Below are 16,608 nucleotides of genomic sequence, written 5' to 3' on the forward strand. Positions count from 1 at the left end.
CGCAGCGGCGAACCGCAGCACCCACAGGACGGCGTTTTTTCTGTGGGAGCCGGCTTGCCGGCGAAAGGGCTGCGAAGCAGCCCCAACAGTTTCCGGGGGCCGCGCATACCCCCTCACCTTCGGTTGCGGCCCCCATTTTTATTCAACGTTCAAGGACTTCGGCAGATGAGCAACGAAAAGTACGAGAAAGGCCTGCAGATCCGCACCCAGGTGCTCGGCGAGGACTACGTCAACCGCTCGATCCAGAACGCCGACGATTTCACCCAGCCACTCCAGGAGCTGGTCACCGAGTACTGCTGGGGCCACGTCTGGGGCCGCGATGGCTTGTCGCTCAAAGAGCGCAGCATGATAAACTTGGCGATGATTTCCGCGCTCAACCGGCCCCACGAACTCAAGCTGCACATCCGCGGCGCCTTGCGTAATGGCCTGAGCCGCGAACAGATTCGCGAGATCCTGCTTCAAGTCGGCATTTACTGCGGCGTACCCGCGGCGGTGGACAGTTTCCGCCTGGCCCGCGAGGCGTTCGCCGAAGCCGACGCGCAGGCAACCCGTTAACAGCGGGCTGTGTGAACCACTGCAAGGAATGCCCCGGTTCAAGGCATTCCGCGATGTTGGCGCAACAGCCGCATAGAAGAGCGCCCCTGATGAAACGCCAGCCCCTCGACGACAGCTTCAAGGTCAACCGCAACCCCGTCACCCTTCGTGAAATCGTGCTCGACAAGCTGCGCGGCGCGATCATGAACTTCCATCTGCTGCCGGGCGACCGCCTGGTCGAACGCGATCTCTGCGAGCGCTTGGGCGTCAGCCGCACCTCGGTACGCGAGGCCCTGCGCCACCTGGAGTCCGAAGGCCTGGTGGAGTTCGCCGACGCCAAGGGCCCGCGGGTGGCGATCATCACCCTGGAAGACGCCCGCGACATCTACGAGCTGCGCTGCGTGCTCGAAGGCCTGATCGTGCAACTGTTCACCCTCAACGCCAAGGCCAAGGACATCCGCGCCCTGGAGCGCGCCCTGGAGGTCAACCGCGAGGCCCTGGAGGACGGCGAGCTGCAGCAGGTGCTCGACTCGGTGCAAGGCTTCTACGAGGTGCTGCTCGAAGGCTCGGGCAACCAGGTCGCCGCCCAGCAGCTGCGCCAGCTGCAGGCGCGCATCAGCTACCTGCGCGCCACCTCGGTGTCCCAGGAAAACCGCCGGGGCGCGAGCAACCAGGAGATGGAAAAGATCGTCGCGGCGATCAAGAGCGGCGACCCCCAGGCCGCCCACCAGGCCTCGGTCGACCATGTGCGCGCCGCCGCCAAGGTCGCCCTGGACTACCTGCGCCAGAAGCAGGACGACAACGCCAAGGTCCGCGATATCGTCGCCCCCCTGCCCCTCAAGGACCCTCGCATAGGCCGCTGACCATGCCCAACGCCCCGCGCTACTGCCCGCACTGCACCACGGAACTGGCCCGGGGCGTCCCCAACGGCGACACCCACGAACGTCTGCACTGCGCCGGTTGCGGCTACATCCACTACATCAACCCGAAGATCATCGCCGGCTGCATCATCGAGCGCGACGGCAAGTACCTGCTGTGCCAGCGCGCCATCCCGCCGCGCCCCGGGACCTGGACCCTGCCGGCCGGTTTCATGGAGGCCGGCGAGACCACCGAGCAGGCGGCGCTGCGCGAGGTGTGGGAAGAGAGCGGCGTGCGCGCCGACATCGTCTCGCCCTACTCGATCTTCAGCGTGCCGAAGATCAGCGAGGTGTACATCATCTTCCGCGCCGTGGTCACCGAGGAGACCGGCCAGTACGGGCCCGAGACCCTGGACTACCGCTTCTTCGAACCGGACCAGATCCCCTGGGACGAGATCTACTACCCGGCGATCCGGCAGATTCTCGAGCGCTACATCCTCGAGCGCCAGGCCGGCGTGTACGGGATCTACATGGGCAACGACGATACCGGCAAGGTGCATTTCATCCGCTGATCCGCCTTGCCGGCGCTGAAGCCACGCCAGCCCATACAAATCCCTCGCCAAGCGCCGCGTCTCGGTGCAACCTGATGGCTTCACGCAAAAGGACCGGCAACCTTCATGGCGAAATGGCTAGACGGCGGCGGACTCATGGCCGCACGCATCCGCAACCACGACTGGGCATCCACCCCCCTCGGCCCCCTGGAAAACTGGCCCGGCGTGCTCAAGACCAGCGTTGCCCTGTGCCTGGCCTCGCGCTTTCCCCAAGCCGTGCTCTGGGGCGATGCGCTGATCACCCTGCACAACGATGCCTTCAGCGAGATTCTCGGCAGCAAGCCCACAGCCCTGGGCCGGCCCTTCAGCGACGTCTGGCAGGAGGCCTGGAGCAATATCCGTCACCTGGCCCAGCGCGCGCTCGACGGCGAGGCGGTGTACATCGAGGACTTCCCGCTGACGATCGAGCGCCATGGCAGCCCGGAGCGCGCCTACTTCACCTTCTGCTACAGCCCCGTGCGCGACCACGACGGCACCGTGGTGGGCATGCTCGACACGGTCACCGAGACCACCGCCAGCGTGGTCGCCAACCGCCGCCTGAACTTCCTCGACAGCCTCGGTCGGGCCGCCGCCAACGCCACCGATCCGGAACGGATCATGGCCACCACCACCCGCCTGCTTGGCGAGCACCTGCAGCTGTCGAGCTGCGCCTATGCCGTGATGGAGCCCGACGAGGACGCTTTCACCATTTGCGGTGACTGGGTCGCGCCCGGCTCGCCACGGCTGATCGGCCAGTACCGCCTGGCCGACTTCGGCGTGCTGGCGGTCAGCCGCCTGCGCGCAGGCCTGGCGCTGGTCATAGATGACAACCTCAGCCAGTTGCCGGCCCGCGAATCGGCGACCTTCCAGGCCATCGGCATCACCGCGACCATCTGCATGCCCTTGATCAAAGAAGGCCGCCTGACGGCGCTGATGGCCATCCACGACAAGCACCCCAGGGTCTGGACTGACTACGAACAGACCTTGATCGGCGAAGTGACCGAACGCTGCTGGGCACATATCCAGCGGGTCCAGGCCAACGCCGAGGTGCGCGAGGCCTTGACCGCCCTGGAGGCACTCAATGCCACCCTCGAACAGCGCGTGGAGCAACGCACCAGCCAGTTGCTGCACACCGAAGCCGTGCTGCGCCAGACCCAGAAACTCGAGGCCATCGGCCAGCTGACCGGTGGCGTGGCCCATGACTTCAACAATTTGCTGACCATCATCCGCTCCTCCATCCACTTCCTGCAGCGCCCTGACCTCGACGAGAACCGGCGCAGCCGCTACTTGAAGACCGTATCCGATACCGTCGACCGGGGCGCCAAGCTGACCGGGCAACTGCTGGCCTTCGCCCGCCGCCAGGCGCTCAGCCCACAGGTCTTCGAGGCCGGCCCAAGGCTCGAGGCGATGGCCGACATGCTCGGCACCGCCGCCGGCGCGCGGATCCAGGTGCGTCTGGCGTTGCCCGAGGCGCCCTGCCATGTACATGCCGACCTTGGCCAACTGGAAACCGCGGTCATCAACCTGATGATCAACGGTCGCGACGCCATGGCCGGCGCGGGCACCTTGCACCTGCGCCTGGAGGCCGACCAGAGCATGCCGGCGCTGCGCGGCCAGCCACCACAGGCCGGGCCATTCGCGGCAATTTCGGTGATCGATGGCGGCGTGGGCATCGCCCCACACCTGCTGGAACGCATCTTCGATCCGTTCTTCACCACCAAGGCCGCCGGCCAAGGCACCGGGCTCGGCCTGTCACAAGTGTTCGGCTTCGCCAAGCAGTCGGGGGGCGATGTGCAGGTCAGCAGCATCGAAGGCCAGGGCACCACTTTTACCCTGTACCTGCCCCAGGTGTCGCCGCCCGATGTCGAAGCGAGCAGCGCAGCTCCCTCGCCGGCCCCCGGCGGCGAGCGTCGGCACATCCTGGTGGTAGAAGACAACCCGGATGTCGGCAGTTTCACCGCGCAGATCCTGCGCGACCATGGCTATCGGATCAGTTGGGCGATCTCGGCCGAGGATGCGCTGATGCAGATCGCCGCGGAGCAAGATGGGTTCGACGCAGTGTTTTCCGACGTGGTGATGCCCGGCATGGGCGGCCTGGCCCTGGCCCGGGAGCTGCGCCGCAGCCAGCCGCGCCTGCCGGTGATCCTGACCTCCGGCTACAGCGAGGCGATTGCCGAAGGTGGCCACCAGGGCTTCGCCTTTTTGGCCAAGCCCTATTCGGCAGAGCAGGTGTGCCGAATGCTGGGGGACGTGCTGGACACGCCATGAGCGCGGTCGCGGTAGGAACGGCTTCAGCCACGCGCTGCCAGCAAGCGCGCCAGGCTGCGCCCCAGTTCGTCCTGGCGGAACGGCTTGCGCAGCACGCCGAAGCCATGCAATTCGCGCGGCGAAAGGTTGGTGTACCCCGTGATGACCAGCACCGGCAGCGCCGCCAGGCGCTCGCGTACCTGCTGGGCGAAGCGCACACCGGTCATTTCGACCATGACATGGTCGGTCAACAGCACATCGGGCACCAGGCCCCTTTCCAGCAGGTCCAGAGCCTGCACAGGCCCATCGGCTTCGGTCACTTCGTACCCCAGGGCCTGCAGTTGCAACAACGTGGCCTGGCGTACCAAGGGTTCATCATCCACCAGCAACACCCGCGTCGGCCGTTGCGCACGGTGCGGCGCCGCCGGTTCGACAGCACGCTCGACCATGTCGCCCTCACTGATTGGCAGCCACAAGGTCGCCTCGGTACCCTGGCCAATCGATGAGCGAATACCGAAGCCGCCGCCGGACTGCAACGCCAGGCCCTGCACCATCGGCAGACCGAGGCCAGTACCTCGGCCCACACCTTTGGTCGAGTAAAACGGCTCGATGCAATGCGCCAGCACCTCCTCGCTCATGCCATAGCCGGTGTCACTGACCTGCAGCCATACCTGTGGGCCGCCCTGCAAACCGGGCGGCCTTGGCACGCTCCCTTCTTCGGCGCCGGCGCGCACGGTCAGCCGACCGCCCTCGCTCATGGCGTCCCGGGCATTGACCACCAGGTTCAGCAGGGCGAGCTCCAATTGGTGCGGGTCCACCAGCACACCCGGCAACGCCGTATCGATGTCGACCTGCAACACAATGGTCGGCCCCAAGGAGCGCGCCATCAGTTCGTGCATGCCCTCCACCAGGACCGCCAGCGACACCGTGACCGGCTTGAGGGTCTGCCGCCGAGCGAAGCTGAGCAGGCGCCCGACCAGGTTGCGCGCCCGCTCCGCCGCCTGCAGGCCGCCGTCGATCAGGCGTTCGGCCCGCTCCGGCTGGGGATGCCGGCGTAGCAGTTCCAGGGAAGCGATGATCGGCGTGAGCATGTTGTTGAGGTCGTGGGCGATGCCCCCGGTCAGTTGGCCGATCATCTCCATCTTGCGTGCCTCATGCAGCTGCACCAGTGAAGCCTCGCGCTGGGCGAGCATGTTCGCGACCCGCTCTTCGAGGCTTTCGTTGAGCGCATGCAGGGCCCGCTCGGCCCGGGCATGGGTGATCGCCGTCCACACCTGGCTGGCGGCCTCCTCGACCAGCCGGCATTCGCTGGCGGTCCATGCATGGGGCGTGTGGAAATGCACCGCGAGCATCGCCTCCAGGCGCTCGGCACGTAGCACGGGGGCATGCAGCGTCGCGCACAAGCCCTCGAAGCCAGCTGGCGGCCGTTCGTTCGCCGCGTAGTTACGCTGTACCACTTGGCCGGCGAGCAACGCCTCGCGCAGTGTCGGGTCCAAGGCCGCGTACTGATTGAGGCCGGCAATCGACGGCACCTGCGCGGCCCACTCCTGGCCAACCCGATAGCGGCCATCGCCCAGGTCTTCCCCGAAACACACCCGGGCCGCGCCCAGCTCCTGAGCCAGGCGCCGCACCGCATGGGCTTCGATGCGCTCGGCCTGGCCCAGGCCGGGCAAAGCCTGGCGCAATTCCTGAAGAAACGCCTGACGATGCTGGAAATGCACGCGCTCGGACGTCTCGCTGACGATGCACAGCACGCCGCCTACCGCGCCATCAGCCTCGCGCACGGCGGAGTAGGAGACATCGAAGTAGGCCGTTTCACCTGGGCCGTGGCGTTCGATGTAGAACGGCCGGTCCTTGGCGGAGAAGGTCACGCCGGTTTCGCGCACGCCGCGCAACAACGGTTCCAGGTCGTCCCAGAGCTCGCTCCAGTACGCCTGGGCGGGCTGGCCCAGCGCCCTGGGGTGCTTGTCGCCGATGCTCGGCCAGTAGGCGTCGTTGTACAGCGCGGCGTACTGCGGCCCCCAGAACAGCACGATCTGCGCCTGGGCGCTGAGGAGCATGGCCACCACGCCCTGCAATGCCGCTGACCAGCTGTCTGGTGGGCCCAGTGGCGAGTGCTCCCAGTCCATCGCCTGCAACAGGCAGCTGACTTCGCCACCGCCACGCATGAAACCCGGCAATGGTTGCAGGTTGACCGACTTGCTCTCCTGGCGGGCTTTCATGTCGCGGTAATCCCGGGCACGTTGTCTTTCCTCTGAGGGTAAGAAATCGCCCGGTGGCAAAACGTTCCATCGATTCGAGGCCGACGATCAGCGGCGCCCTTCGGCCAGCATGCGCACGGCCAGGGCGGCCAGCACCGTGCCCATCAGCCAGCGCTGCACCTGCTGCCACACCGGCCGACCGGCCAGGAACACGGCGATCGACCCCGCCATGACCGCGATCAGCGCGTTGACCGTGACGCTGATGGCGATCTGCGTGCCGCCCAGTACCAGCGACTGCAGTAACACGCTGCCATGGCCCGGCTCGATGAACTGCGGCATCAGCGACAGGTACATGACCGCGATCTTGGGGTTCAGCAGGTTGGTCACAAAACCCATCATGAACAATCGCCTGGGGCTGTCCGCCGGCAGCTCGCGCACCTGGAACGGCGAACGCCCGCCCGGGCGCAGCGCCTGCCAGGCCAGGTACAGCAGGTACAGCGCACCGCCGATGCGCAGGGCGTCGTAGGCGAACGGCACGGCCATGACCAGCGCGGTGATCCCCAGCGCTGCGCAGAGCATGTAGAAGACGAAGCCCAGGGCCACCCCGGCCAGCGAGATCAGGCCGGCGCCGCGCCCCTGGCAGATGGAGCGGGAGATCAGGTAGATCATGTTCGGGCCTGGGGTCAGCACCATGCCCAGGCTGATCAGGGCGAAGGCCAACAGGTTGGAGGGTTCGGGCATATCAAGTCCTATTTGGGTAGTGCCATACCTGGCATTTTTGCCAGTTTCACCTGGCCAGGTGCGCACGTTAACGTGGAACGATCATGTCTGAACAGTACGCGCCCCCATGAGCAAATCCTCGACTGCTTTGTTGGCGAGCGACCTGGCACGCTCGGTGTTACGAGGGTCAAGCCGTGTGTTTGCCTATTCGGCCTATGGATACGATCCAACTCGTGACGCGACTTGTTCACAACTGGGATTCAATGGCGTGATTCGAGACCCGTGGTCAGGCTGCTACCCGCTGGGCAACGGATATCGCATCTATAACCCGGTACTGATGAGGTTTTGCTCACCGGACAGACTGAGTCCTTTTGCTGACGGGGGCATCAATAGCTATGGATATTGTTCCGCAGACCCAATAAATCATGCCGATCCTCGAGGAACCTTTAAACAGGTTCACCAACGCCGCGCTGTTGACTTAGGTCAGCTCAGTGACCTGCCCAAGGCAATTCAAGCCGAGCGTGTCGGATCCGTTCATCACACTGATATAGACACACTTAAATTACGCTACCCAGGCCATTCGGACCTCATCAGTAAGGTCACCACGCAGAACGCACTGTTCGCCGCCCGTGCCCTACCCAATCCTGATCGCATCGCAGGTAATAGCGCCAGTTTCAATCTACCTGATCTTGGTATCACTTCCGGTAATCGTGATCTCTTGGAAGACATCATCCGGCAGGGCCAAAGAGCCGTCGCTGCGAGAATTAGCTATGCCGCCGCTCCTGTTGTGGCAAACGCAGCGGCTATGCAAGAACATATCGACGACTACTCCAAAGGCAGGGAAGCACTCGTAAACTATCTCGTACAAACGATGGCTCAACTTCGGAATACCAGTTGGCCAGATCAAACGACGTCAGTAAATCCATCACTTGCTTACATTTCCATCCTTGAAACCCCCGACCTGCCCCGGTAACCTTTGCGCGCTGCTGTAAGTCCAGCAGCCGGGTTTGGTAGCCCGCGATCAATCAAGGCGCACAAGCGCCCCCATCGCGATAGAGTCGGCGCTTTTTTTGTGCCCGCTGTTTCGTTTTATGGCGGCTGTGCGTAGGGCGCACTCGTGCGCGCCGGTTTCCTTGATTCCCGGTCTACCAACCTGCGTACAGCCGTCACCACTTCGTTTGGTAGCGATCTGTGGCGGCTCCATTGAATCAAGGAGCGACACAATGACAAAAGGCTTACCTGATCCCCCTTCCCGCGCCACCACGGCGCACTCCAGCTTCGGCAACTGCGAATGCAGCCACCCATCCCTGTTCGCCGTGCGCGAAGGCGTGGACTTCGAGGACGCGCTGGTGCATCTGTCCACCCTGCTCAAGGGCGCGTTCGCCACCAACCTCAAGGCCATGGAACTGGCGACCGGCACCTGCCACGACCTGCTGCTGGGCAACGATCACGGGCTGGATGCGGCCAAGGCAGTGGTCGAGGCGTTGCTCGACGGCGTGGAAATGCAGCAAGTGGAAAAAGCGCGCCTGCGCACGGTCTGAAACCGTGCAGGTCGATACGCCTGCCTCGACCTGTCTACAGGCTGACCCCCAGCGCCCGGCGCAACGACTCGCCGCGCGCGTCATCCGCCGCGCTGACCAGGGCGAAGTTGTAGTCCCCATGGGACCAGTAGCGGGCCTGCAACTGGCCGTCGGTGCGCTGGCCACTGGGCATGCGGTCGAAATGCTCGCCGGGCGAGCGCAGGAACAGGCTGACGCGCTGTCCCTGGCGGTCCTGGAACACCAGCAGCGCCGCCGGCCCCGCCTCGTTGCTCAGCAAGCGTGCGCCGACCGGCTGCAGGCCATAGCCGGACAGGTCTGGCAGCTGGCCGACGCGGTTGAAGTGACGCCCCAGCCATTCCTGCAGCCGCCGCGGATCGCTGGCCTGGATATCCAGCACGGCCGCATCGGCGAACAGCCGGTGGGCCTCTACCGCATCGGCCATGGGCAGCATGCCGGCGAACAGCGTCGCCTCGCGCGCCTGCCAGCCGCCCAGCCCGCCCAAGCCCACCGCCAGCATCAGCACCGCCGCTGCCGCCAGACGGCGCTGCCGGCGTTGCCGCAAGCGGCGACGCAGCGGCGCCAGCTCAAGGTGCGGATCGCTCGGCCGCTCGCCAAAGCCGGCCAACGCCGCCCGCAGGCGCCGGGCATCGACACGCCAGGCCTCGATGCGCAAGGCCTCCTGCGGATTGGCGGCCAGCCAGGCCTCCACCTCGGCCCGGCGCGCCGGCTCCAGGCGCTCGTCGACATAGGCGTGCAACTCGTGCTCGGTGGGGATCAGGCGTGTCATTTGAGTCTCCGCAGGGCCGAGGGCGTAGGGCTGCCCTCGGTCAGTTCACGCAGGGCGGCACGGGCACGCGACAGGCGCGACATCACGGTGCCGATGGGGATGCCAAGCGTCTCGGCCGCCTCCTTGTAGCTCAGGCCCTCGACACTGACCAGCAACAGCAATGCCCGTTGCTCAGGCGACAAGCGGGCGAAAGCCTGCAGGTCAGCCTGGGCCAGCACGATGCTCTCGATCTCGCCGCCCGCCGGTTCCTCGGCCTGGCCCCGACCGAACCAGGCCAGCCAGCGCGCATGCAGGCGCTCGCGGCGCTTGCCGTCGAGAAACAGCCGGTAAAGGATGGTGAACAGCCAGGGGCGCAGGCTGTCGGCGTCACGCTGCTGGCCGCGCCGGCTCAAGGCGCGCTCGACCGTGGCCTGGACCAGGTCGTCGGCGGTACCGGGCTCGCGGGTCAGCCACAGGGCGAAGCGGCGCAGGCGCTGCAACAGCTCGCGCCATTGTTGATCGTCCAAGTCGTGCATGGTCGGGTTCCGGGGCCCTGCGGGCTGTCAGTGTACAAGGCAGACGCGCGGGTACGGAATCTATTCCCCCGCCGGGAATAAATCGTTTACCCCTGCGTCGTACCGGTTCATTCCACCTGACCGGACCGTTCCCATGACAACTCCCTTGCACGGCCCCGCCAAGGCCCTGCGCCTGGCCGCCATCGCTGCCACATTGGCCGCCCTGGGCGCAGGTTTCGCCTACGCCGCCGGCTGGATCGGCGCGCCAAGGCTGACCCCGCAACGCATCATCGACACCTTCGAAGCCCAGGCCGGCCACCACCCCGGCTACCGGAAGAACCATGCCAAGGGCCTGTGTGTCAGCGGTTACTTCCAGGCCAGCGGCCAGGCCGCCTCGCTGTCCAGCGCCCGGGTATTCAGCCAGCAGAAGGTGCCGGTGATCGGCCGCTTCGCCATCGGCGGCGCCAATCCGTTCGCGCCGGACACCGCCATACCGGTGCGCAGTCTGGCGGTGCAGTTGACCAGCGACGACGGCCAGGTCTGGCGCACCGGCATGAACAATCCGCCGGTGCTGGCCGTGAGCACGGTCGAAGGTTTCTATGAACAAGTCCTGGCCGGCACCCCGGACCCGGCCACCGGCAAACCCGACCCGTCCAGGCTGCAAGCCTTCTTCGCCGACCACCCGGAGAGCGCGGCGTTTCGCCAATGGGCGGCCAGCTACAAGCCCAGCGACAGTTTCGCCAACACCGCCTACAACAGCATCAACGCCTTCCGCCTGATCGATGCCCAAGGCCAGGCGCACCCCGTGCGCTGGGCACTGGAGCCGCAGGCGGCCTACGCCGCCTTGCCCGCTCAGGTCGATGACAAGCAGTTCCTGCAGCACGACCTGCAGCAACGTCTGGCGCAGGGCCCGCTGCGCTGGACCCTGCGCCTGACCCTGGCCGAGCCCGGCGACCCGGTAGACGACCCGGCCCGCCCCTGGCCCGCCGAACGCCGCAGCCTCGATGCCGGCACCCTGGTCCTGGAACGGGTCGACGGCCCCGAGCAAGGCGCCTGCCGCGACCTGAACTTCGACCCGCTGATCCTGCCCCACGGCATCGAACCTTCCGCCGACCCGATCCTCGCCGCCCGCTCGGCCGCCTATTCGGTGTCGTTCAACCGCCGCAGCCACGAGTCGCTGACCGAAGGAGCCCGCCCATGAGCGCCACTGCCTTTCACCCCCTGGCCCGGCTGCTGCACTGGCTGATGGCCGTGCTGATCCTGGCCATGCTGTTCATCGGCGTGAGCATGGTCGCCGACCTGTCGCCACGCCACCCGTGGCTGGTCGAGCTGCACAAGGCCACCGGCCTGGCCCTGCTGGTGCTGGTGATCCTGCGCATCGTCCTGCGCCTGAGCCTGGCGCACCCGCCGCTGCCTCGCGACTTGCCCGCCCTGCAGCGCCTGGCAGCCGGCGCCTCGCACCTGCTGTTGTATGGGCTGATGCTGGCGATGCCGCTGCTCGGCTGGGCGATGCTCTCGGCAGGCGGCTACCCCCGCCCGTTGCAACTGCCCGCCATCGCTCCCCACGACCTGCAGCTCTACGCAGTGCTGCGCCAGGCCCACGGCTGGGCCGGCTACCTGCTGTTCGCCACGGTGCTCGCGCACCTGGGCGCAGCCTTGGTGCATGGCCTGGTGCGCCGCGACGGCGTCTTGCGTAGCATGTGGCCAGGCCCGTTGCGTCGCGGTGAGTGAGCTCCGCCAGGGCTCGACAATTGTAAATAATAATTACTAACATCGGCGCTCATTTCGTCGAACTGCCCTGGATTGCCTTATGAACGTTGCAAAGGACCCTGCCACGCTTGCCCCGGTGAGCAGCCCGCCCAGCACCCTGGACCTGCGCCCGCTGATGCTGGCCAACATGGCTTGCACCATGTCGATGATGGCCTTCGTCGCCCTGATCGGCCCGATCGCCCGCTTGCTGGGCATGGCCACCTGGCAGGCCGGCGCGGCGGTGACCGTGGCCGGCGTGGTCTGGGTGCTGCTGGCCCGGCCCTGGGGGCGCCTGGCCGATCGGCTTGGCCGGCGCCGGGTGCTGCTGCTGGGCAGCGGCGGCTTCACCCTGGCCTATTGGGTGCTGTGCCTGTTCATCGACGGCGCGTTGCGCTGGCTGCCGGGCGCGACCCTGGCCTTCTTCGGCCTGATGCTGGCGCGGGGCATGATCGGCGCCTTCTATGCCGCGCTGCCGGTGGGCGGCAACGCGCTGATCGCCGATCACGTCGAGCCGCAACGCCGGGCGCGGGCCATGGCCTCGCTGGGTGCGGCCAACGCGGTCGGCCTGGTGCTGGGCCCGGCCCTGGCCGCGCTGCTGTCGCGCTACAGCCTGAGCATGCCGTTCTATGTGCTGTCGCTGCTGCCGGCCACGGCGTTCGTCGTGCTGCTGTTCAAGCTCAAGCCACAGCCGTTGGCCCAGACCCATGCACCCAACCCGGTGCGACTGTCCGACCCGCGCCTGCGCAGGCCTTTGCTGGTGGCCTTCAGCGCCATGCTGAGCATCACCGTGTCGCAGATCGCCGTCGGCTTCTTCGCCCTCGACCGCCTGCAGCTCGAGGCCGGCGCCGCGGCCCAGGCCGCGGGCATCGCCTTGACCAGCGTGGGCGTGGCGCTGATGCTGGCCCAGGTGTTCCTGCGCCAGTTGGAATGGCCACCTCTGAAGATGATCAAGGTCGGCGCCTGCGTATCCGGGCTTGGTTTCGCCGCCGCGGCCCTGGCCACCAGCGCGCCGTGGCTGTGGGGCGCATTCTTCGTCGCCGCGTTCGGCATGGGCTTCGTGTTCCCGGCCTTCTCGGCCCTGGCGGCCAATGCCATGCACGCCAGCGAACAGGGTGCGACGGCCGGCTCGATCGGCGCCGCCCAAGGCATGGGCGCGGTAATCGGACCGCTGGCCGGCGCCCTGGTCTATGCCCTCGATCCGCGCCTGCCGTTCCTGGCCGTGGGCGCCCTGCTGCTGCTGGTCGGGCTGTGGCCGGCAGCGTCTGACCAGCGCCACTGATGCGCACAGCGCGCAAGCGTGCAGAGTGTGTTTTAATGCCTCGCCCATTATTTTTGACACCTCTGCAAACAAGGCGGCTATGGACACGGGGACACGACTCAAACTGGTGCGTGAACGCAACAACCTCTCCCAACGGGAGCTGGCCCGCCGCAGCGGCCTGACCAACTCGACCATCTCGCAGATCGAGCAGAACCGGGTCAGCCCTTCGGTCAGCTCCCTGAAGAAACTGCTCGAAGGGATCCCCATGTCCCTGGCCGAGTTCTTCAGTTTCGATGAGCCGGTGCGCGAGGAGCGCTATGTGTTCCGTGGCGGCGAACAGCCCGACCTGGGCCGCAACGGCCTGCGCATGCTGCTGGTCGGCGCCAGCGTCGAAGGTCGGCAGATGCGCATGCTGCGTGAGCTGTACGCACCGGGCGCCGACTCCGGCGAGCCGATCGTACATGCCGAAGGCGAGGAATGCGGCCTGGTCACCCGTGGCACCCTGGAACTGTGGGTCGATGGCCAGGTGAGCATTCTCAATGCCGGCGACGGCTACTACATCCCCACCACCCTGCCCCACAGCTTCAAGAACATCGGCCCCGACGAGGCCGAAATCATCAGCGCCAACACCCCGGCGAACTTCTGATTCGCCAAAAGGGTTTCAGCGCCTGTGAGATCGAGCGCCGCCCGCGCGGCGCATCGCTGGCAAGCCAGCTCCCACATCTGTTTCGGGCCAATCTGTCCTGTGAAGTCGTCGCTGTCCGCCTTGGTGCAGGTCTTGAGACTGGTAGAGCGGCAGTCATGCCCACGCTGAAACCGCGTCGTACCGACAAGGCGTACAGCCGCGGCGGCGCAGACATAACTGGCCCGAAATAAATGTGGGAGCTGGCTTGCCAGCGATGCGCCGCGCGGGCGGCGCTCGATCTCACAAGCGCTACAAGCCTGACGACATACACCTGACAGCCATCAGTCAATAGCACCCAAGGCCTTTAAAAGCGCTGCCTGCAAGAACGTGGTTGTACTTCATGCCTGCCTGACCAAGGCCTGCTCGACGAAATCCAGGCGGTCCTGACCGAAGAACATCTGCCCGTCGACAAAGAAGGTCGGCGCCCCGAACACGCCGCGCTCGACCGCCTCCTCGGTGGCTTTGCGCAAGGCGTCCTTGACCTCGGGCCGGGCGGCCAGTTCATGGAACATCTCGGCCTCGAAGCCGCCGGCGGCCAGGGTTTCGCCCAGTACCGCGGGATCTGCCAGATTGCGCCCGTGCACGAACAGCCCTTCGAACAACACCTTCAACAGCGCCTCGAAACGTTCTTCGGCAAACAACTGGACGCCAATCAGCCCGCGCATCAGGTTCAGGGTGTTGACCGGAAACCCCGGTGGCAGGGTCAGCGGCACGCCATAGCGATCGGCATAGCGCTTTAGGTCGATGCGCATATAGCGCCCCTTGGCCGGCACCATCACTGGCGAGGCATTGCCGGTGGCCTGGAACACCCCACCCAATAGAATCGGCTTGTACACCAACCGCGCCCCGTGACGCGCGCACAGGGCGGGTAGCTGGGTCGAGGCCAGGTAAGTAGCCGGGCTGCCCAGGTCCAGGAAGAACTCGACGGTCTTGCTCATGATTCAATCCTTGTATGAGGGTGGGATTTACCAGCGCTCCATCCACGGGCGCAGGTCCAGTTCAAAGGTCCAGGCATCACGTGGTTGCGCGTGCAGGAACCAGTAACTGTCGGCGATGTGTGCAGGATCGAGGATGCCGTCCTGGTCCTTGAGCGCATAACGTTCAGGGAAGCTGTCGCGGATGAAGGCGGTGTCGATGGCACCATCGACCACCACGTGGCCGACATGGATGTTTCGCGGCCCCAGTTCCCGCGCCATGCTTTGGGCCAGGGCGCGCAGGCCATGCTTGGCGCCGGCGAAGGCGGCGAAACCGGCCGCGCCGCGGGTGCCGGCGGTGGCGCCAGTGAAGAGGATAGTGCCGCGCTCGCGGGTCACCATGCGCCGGGCGACCGCCTGGGCGGTGAGAAAGCCAGCGAAGCAGGCCATCTCCCAGATCTTGAAATACTTGCGCGGGGTCTCCTCGAGGATGCTGCACGGCACATTGGCGCCGATGTTGAAGACGAACGCCTCGATCGGGCCGATATCGCGCTCGATGGTCTCCACCAGCTCGGCCACCTCCTCCTCCTTACGCGCATCGGAACCGAAGCCATGGGCCTGACCACCGGCGGCGCGGATCTCATCGACCAGCGGCTGCAGTTTTTGCGCCTCGCGCCGGGTCACGCAAGCGACATACCCCTCACGGGCGAAACGCTTGGCAATCTCGCCGCCAGTGGCGTCACCCGCCCCGATCACCAGCACGACCTTTTGTTGTTCTGCCATGGACCGCTCCATTGATGAATGATCGTTTAGTAAACGAACGCTATGCTACGATCTGCTCATCGTCAAGCCCACACCACGAGGTTGCGCGCATGCGCTATGCCACCGACCACAAGCAACAGACCCGCGAAAAACTGCTGGTCAGCAGCGGCGCCCTGGCCAAGCGCGGCGGTTTCGCCGCCACTGGCGTGGCCGGGCTGATGAAGGCCATCGGCCTGACCGGCGGCGCCTTCTACAACCACTTCCCGTCCAAGGATGATCTGTTCAGCGAGATCGTCCGCCGCGAGCTGGCCAACAGCCCGCTGGCGCGCCTGGTTGAACGTGGCACCGACCGTGCGCGGCTCAAGCGCCTACTCGACCAGTACCTGAGCCTGGCGCACCTGCACAATGCCGAAGGCGGATGCCCGTTGCCGCCACTGGGAGTGGAGATCGCGCGTGCCGAACGGCCGGTGCGCGAACAGGCCGAACACTGGCTGCTGGAATTGCACCAGGCCTGGAGCGAAACCCTGGATGATCCCGACCTGGCCTGGGCTTTGCTCAGCCAGTGTGTCGGCGCGCTGGTGGTGGGGCGCATGCTGGCCAGTGAACCGGTGCAGGCACAGGTGCTGGACGCCAGCCGCAAGCTGGTCGAGCAGGTCTTCGATGAAGTTCGCTAGCACGCTGCTGGGGTTGCTGATGACCCTGCCCGCCTTCGCCCAGGACAGCTGCCCGGCCGGGCAGTACCAGGTCTGCCTGGTGGTGTGTTTCTGCGCGCCCATCGACCCCAACCAAGGAGGCCAGGTGCTGCAGGATGTCGAGCGCATGGCCACCGGCAGCCTGGTGTTCGCCCTGCGCCAGGCCCGCGACGAAGCCACTGCCAACGGCACGCAGCCGATTCCCCTGCATATCCGTGCCCAGCTCGAACCCTGGTACGACTTCGCCGTGCTCGACGCGGCACGTTACCGGGTCGGCAACGAACAGCAGATCAGCGCCGCCAACGCACTACTGCAGAACCCGGACGTCAACGCCGTGACCCTGATCGACACGGTCATTTTCCGCCGCCCCGCCGATGCCGAGGACAACGTGGCATTGTGGGCCCATGAGCTCAAGCACGTGCAGCAGTATCAGGAGCTGGGCGTCGAGGCCTTCGCCCAGCAATACACCCGTGACTACCAGGCGCTGGAAGGGCCCGCCTACGAAATCGAGGCCAAGGTGGCCAAGGCGTTGCGTGAAAAGTCCGCTGGCGGGCCGCGCTGACAGCGCAATTTTGAT

At 66.1% G+C, this 16,608-nt stretch carries 18 protein-coding genes; 12 read left to right on the top strand and 6 right to left on the bottom strand.

What is annotated here, in order from left to right:
- Positions 1-165: 165 nt before the first annotated feature.
- From pcaC to KSS90_RS15115, 4 genes are all read left to right on the top strand, one after another.
- Positions 166-555: a 4-carboxymuconolactone decarboxylase gene (gene pcaC, locus KSS90_RS15100; protein ID WP_217866209.1), complete on the top strand. Its 390-nt coding sequence runs from the start codon at positions 166-168 to the stop codon at positions 553-555.
- A gap of 89 nt (positions 556-644) precedes the next feature.
- Entirely contained in the window at positions 645-1,397 is a 753-nt protein-coding gene (locus KSS90_RS15105) for a GntR family transcriptional regulator (protein ID WP_217866210.1), read from the top strand.
- A 2-nt stretch (positions 1,398-1,399) separates the two neighbouring features.
- Complete coding sequence (locus KSS90_RS15110) at positions 1,400-1,963, top strand: NUDIX hydrolase (RefSeq protein WP_217866211.1); 564 nt, start codon at positions 1,400-1,402, stop codon at positions 1,961-1,963.
- 105 nt (positions 1,964-2,068) lie between these two features.
- The gene (locus tag KSS90_RS15115) at positions 2,069-4,249 is read left to right on the top strand and encodes an ATP-binding protein (protein ID WP_217866212.1); all 2,181 of its coding nucleotides are present in this window, start codon (positions 2,069-2,071) and stop codon (positions 4,247-4,249) included.
- A 23-nt stretch (positions 4,250-4,272) separates the two neighbouring features.
- Here KSS90_RS15115 and KSS90_RS15120 read toward each other — a convergent pair whose 3' ends face one another.
- Positions 4,273-6,450 carry an ATP-binding protein gene (locus KSS90_RS15120; RefSeq protein WP_217866213.1) on the bottom strand — a complete coding sequence of 726 codons (2,178 nt, stop codon included), beginning with the start codon at positions 6,448-6,450 and terminating at the stop codon, positions 4,273-4,275.
- Between the two features lie 87 nt (positions 6,451-6,537).
- On the bottom strand, positions 6,538-7,170 hold the full coding sequence (locus tag KSS90_RS15125; RefSeq protein WP_217866214.1) for a LysE family translocator: 633 nt from the start codon (positions 7,168-7,170) through the stop codon (positions 6,538-6,540).
- 106 nt (positions 7,171-7,276) lie between these two features.
- On the opposite strand from KSS90_RS15125, the gene KSS90_RS15130 reads away from it, so the two are divergent.
- Positions 7,277-8,122, top strand: a complete 846-nt coding sequence (locus KSS90_RS15130) for an RHS repeat-associated core domain-containing protein (RefSeq protein ID WP_217866215.1) — start codon at positions 7,277-7,279, stop codon at positions 8,120-8,122.
- Positions 8,123-8,456: 334 nt separating this feature from the next.
- A complete protein-coding gene (locus tag KSS90_RS15135; protein WP_028689390.1) occupies positions 8,457-8,690 on the top strand; it encodes a hypothetical protein in 234 nt (77 codons plus the stop codon).
- Positions 8,691-8,724: 34 nt separating this feature from the next.
- Here KSS90_RS15135 and KSS90_RS15140 read toward each other — a convergent pair whose 3' ends face one another.
- Positions 8,725-9,477 (bottom strand): anti-sigma factor family protein, encoded by a 753-nt coding sequence (locus KSS90_RS15140; protein WP_217866216.1) that lies wholly within the window; start codon positions 9,475-9,477, stop codon positions 8,725-8,727.
- The gene (locus KSS90_RS15145) at positions 9,474-9,992 is read right to left on the bottom strand and encodes a sigma-70 family RNA polymerase sigma factor (protein WP_217866217.1); all 519 of its coding nucleotides are present in this window, start codon (positions 9,990-9,992) and stop codon (positions 9,474-9,476) included. The genes KSS90_RS15140 and KSS90_RS15145 overlap by 4 nt, the downstream gene beginning before the upstream one ends.
- 133 nt (positions 9,993-10,125) lie before the next feature.
- Here KSS90_RS15145 and KSS90_RS15150 point away from each other — a divergent pair, with 133 nt between their 5' ends.
- From KSS90_RS15150 to KSS90_RS15165, 4 genes are all read left to right on the top strand, one after another.
- Complete coding sequence (locus KSS90_RS15150) at positions 10,126-11,172, top strand: catalase family peroxidase (RefSeq protein WP_217866218.1); 1,047 nt, start codon at positions 10,126-10,128, stop codon at positions 11,170-11,172.
- Entirely contained in the window at positions 11,169-11,702 is a 534-nt protein-coding gene (locus KSS90_RS15155; protein WP_102684632.1) for a cytochrome b, read from the top strand. The genes KSS90_RS15150 and KSS90_RS15155 overlap by 4 nt, the downstream gene beginning before the upstream one ends.
- 79 nt (positions 11,703-11,781) lie before the next feature.
- Positions 11,782-12,999, top strand: coding sequence for an MFS transporter (locus KSS90_RS15160; RefSeq protein ID WP_110605079.1), 1,218 nt, complete (start codon positions 11,782-11,784; stop codon positions 12,997-12,999).
- 79 nt (positions 13,000-13,078) lie between these two features.
- On the top strand, positions 13,079-13,624 hold the full coding sequence (locus KSS90_RS15165; protein WP_023631327.1) for a cupin domain-containing protein: 546 nt from the start codon (positions 13,079-13,081) through the stop codon (positions 13,622-13,624).
- A 377-nt stretch (positions 13,625-14,001) separates the two neighbouring features.
- On the opposite strand, the gene KSS90_RS15170 is transcribed toward KSS90_RS15165, so the two are convergent.
- Positions 14,002-14,601, bottom strand: coding sequence for a 2-hydroxychromene-2-carboxylate isomerase (locus tag KSS90_RS15170; protein ID WP_217866219.1), 600 nt, complete (start codon positions 14,599-14,601; stop codon positions 14,002-14,004).
- A 27-nt stretch (positions 14,602-14,628) separates the two neighbouring features.
- Positions 14,629-15,360 carry an SDR family oxidoreductase gene (locus KSS90_RS15175; protein ID WP_217866220.1) on the bottom strand — a complete coding sequence of 244 codons (732 nt, stop codon included), beginning with the start codon at positions 15,358-15,360 and terminating at the stop codon, positions 14,629-14,631.
- 89 nt (positions 15,361-15,449) lie between these two features.
- On the opposite strand from KSS90_RS15175, the gene KSS90_RS15180 reads away from it, so the two are divergent.
- Both KSS90_RS15180 and KSS90_RS15185 read left to right on the top strand, forming a co-directional pair.
- Positions 15,450-16,013 (top strand): TetR/AcrR family transcriptional regulator, encoded by a 564-nt coding sequence (locus KSS90_RS15180; RefSeq protein ID WP_217866221.1) that lies wholly within the window; start codon positions 15,450-15,452, stop codon positions 16,011-16,013.
- Positions 16,000-16,593, top strand: coding sequence for an eCIS core domain-containing protein (locus KSS90_RS15185; protein WP_217866222.1), 594 nt, complete (start codon positions 16,000-16,002; stop codon positions 16,591-16,593). The genes KSS90_RS15180 and KSS90_RS15185 overlap by 14 nt, the downstream gene beginning before the upstream one ends.
- The last annotated feature ends 15 nt before the right edge of the window (positions 16,594-16,608 follow it).

This window comes from Pseudomonas maumuensis (assembly GCF_019139675.1).
Lineage (GTDB): Bacteria > Pseudomonadota > Gammaproteobacteria > Pseudomonadales > Pseudomonadaceae > Aquipseudomonas > Aquipseudomonas maumuensis.

Excerpts from the sequence above, each read along its gene's own strand:
- pcaC (WP_217866209.1), top strand. The coding sequence starts at position 166 with ATGAGCAACGAAAAGTACGAGAAAGGCCTGCAGATCCGCACCCAGGTG.
- KSS90_RS15105 (WP_217866210.1), top strand. The coding sequence starts at position 645 with ATGAAACGCCAGCCCCTCGACGACAGCTTCAAGGTCAACCGCAACCCC.
- KSS90_RS15110 (WP_217866211.1), top strand. The coding sequence starts at position 1,400 with ATGCCCAACGCCCCGCGCTACTGCCCGCACTGCACCACGGAACTGGCC.
- KSS90_RS15115 (WP_217866212.1), top strand. The coding sequence starts at position 2,069 with ATGGCGAAATGGCTAGACGGCGGCGGACTCATGGCCGCACGCATCCGC.
- KSS90_RS15120 (WP_217866213.1), bottom strand. The coding sequence starts at position 6,450 with ATGAAAGCCCGCCAGGAGAGCAAGTCGGTCAACCTGCAACCATTGCCG.
- KSS90_RS15125 (WP_217866214.1), bottom strand. The coding sequence starts at position 7,170 with ATGCCCGAACCCTCCAACCTGTTGGCCTTCGCCCTGATCAGCCTGGGC.
- KSS90_RS15130 (WP_217866215.1), top strand. The coding sequence starts at position 7,277 with ATGAGCAAATCCTCGACTGCTTTGTTGGCGAGCGACCTGGCACGCTCG.
- KSS90_RS15140 (WP_217866216.1), bottom strand. The coding sequence starts at position 9,477 with ATGACACGCCTGATCCCCACCGAGCACGAGTTGCACGCCTATGTCGAC.
- KSS90_RS15145 (WP_217866217.1), bottom strand. The coding sequence starts at position 9,992 with ATGCACGACTTGGACGATCAACAATGGCGCGAGCTGTTGCAGCGCCTG.
- KSS90_RS15150 (WP_217866218.1), top strand. The coding sequence starts at position 10,126 with ATGACAACTCCCTTGCACGGCCCCGCCAAGGCCCTGCGCCTGGCCGCC.
- KSS90_RS15155 (WP_102684632.1), top strand. The coding sequence starts at position 11,169 with ATGAGCGCCACTGCCTTTCACCCCCTGGCCCGGCTGCTGCACTGGCTG.
- KSS90_RS15160 (WP_110605079.1), top strand. The coding sequence starts at position 11,782 with ATGAACGTTGCAAAGGACCCTGCCACGCTTGCCCCGGTGAGCAGCCCG.
- KSS90_RS15165 (WP_023631327.1), top strand. The coding sequence starts at position 13,079 with ATGGACACGGGGACACGACTCAAACTGGTGCGTGAACGCAACAACCTC.
- KSS90_RS15170 (WP_217866219.1), bottom strand. The coding sequence starts at position 14,601 with ATGAGCAAGACCGTCGAGTTCTTCCTGGACCTGGGCAGCCCGGCTACT.
- KSS90_RS15175 (WP_217866220.1), bottom strand. The coding sequence starts at position 15,360 with ATGGCAGAACAACAAAAGGTCGTGCTGGTGATCGGGGCGGGTGACGCC.
- KSS90_RS15180 (WP_217866221.1), top strand. The coding sequence starts at position 15,450 with ATGCGCTATGCCACCGACCACAAGCAACAGACCCGCGAAAAACTGCTG.
- KSS90_RS15185 (WP_217866222.1), top strand. The coding sequence starts at position 16,000 with ATGAAGTTCGCTAGCACGCTGCTGGGGTTGCTGATGACCCTGCCCGCC.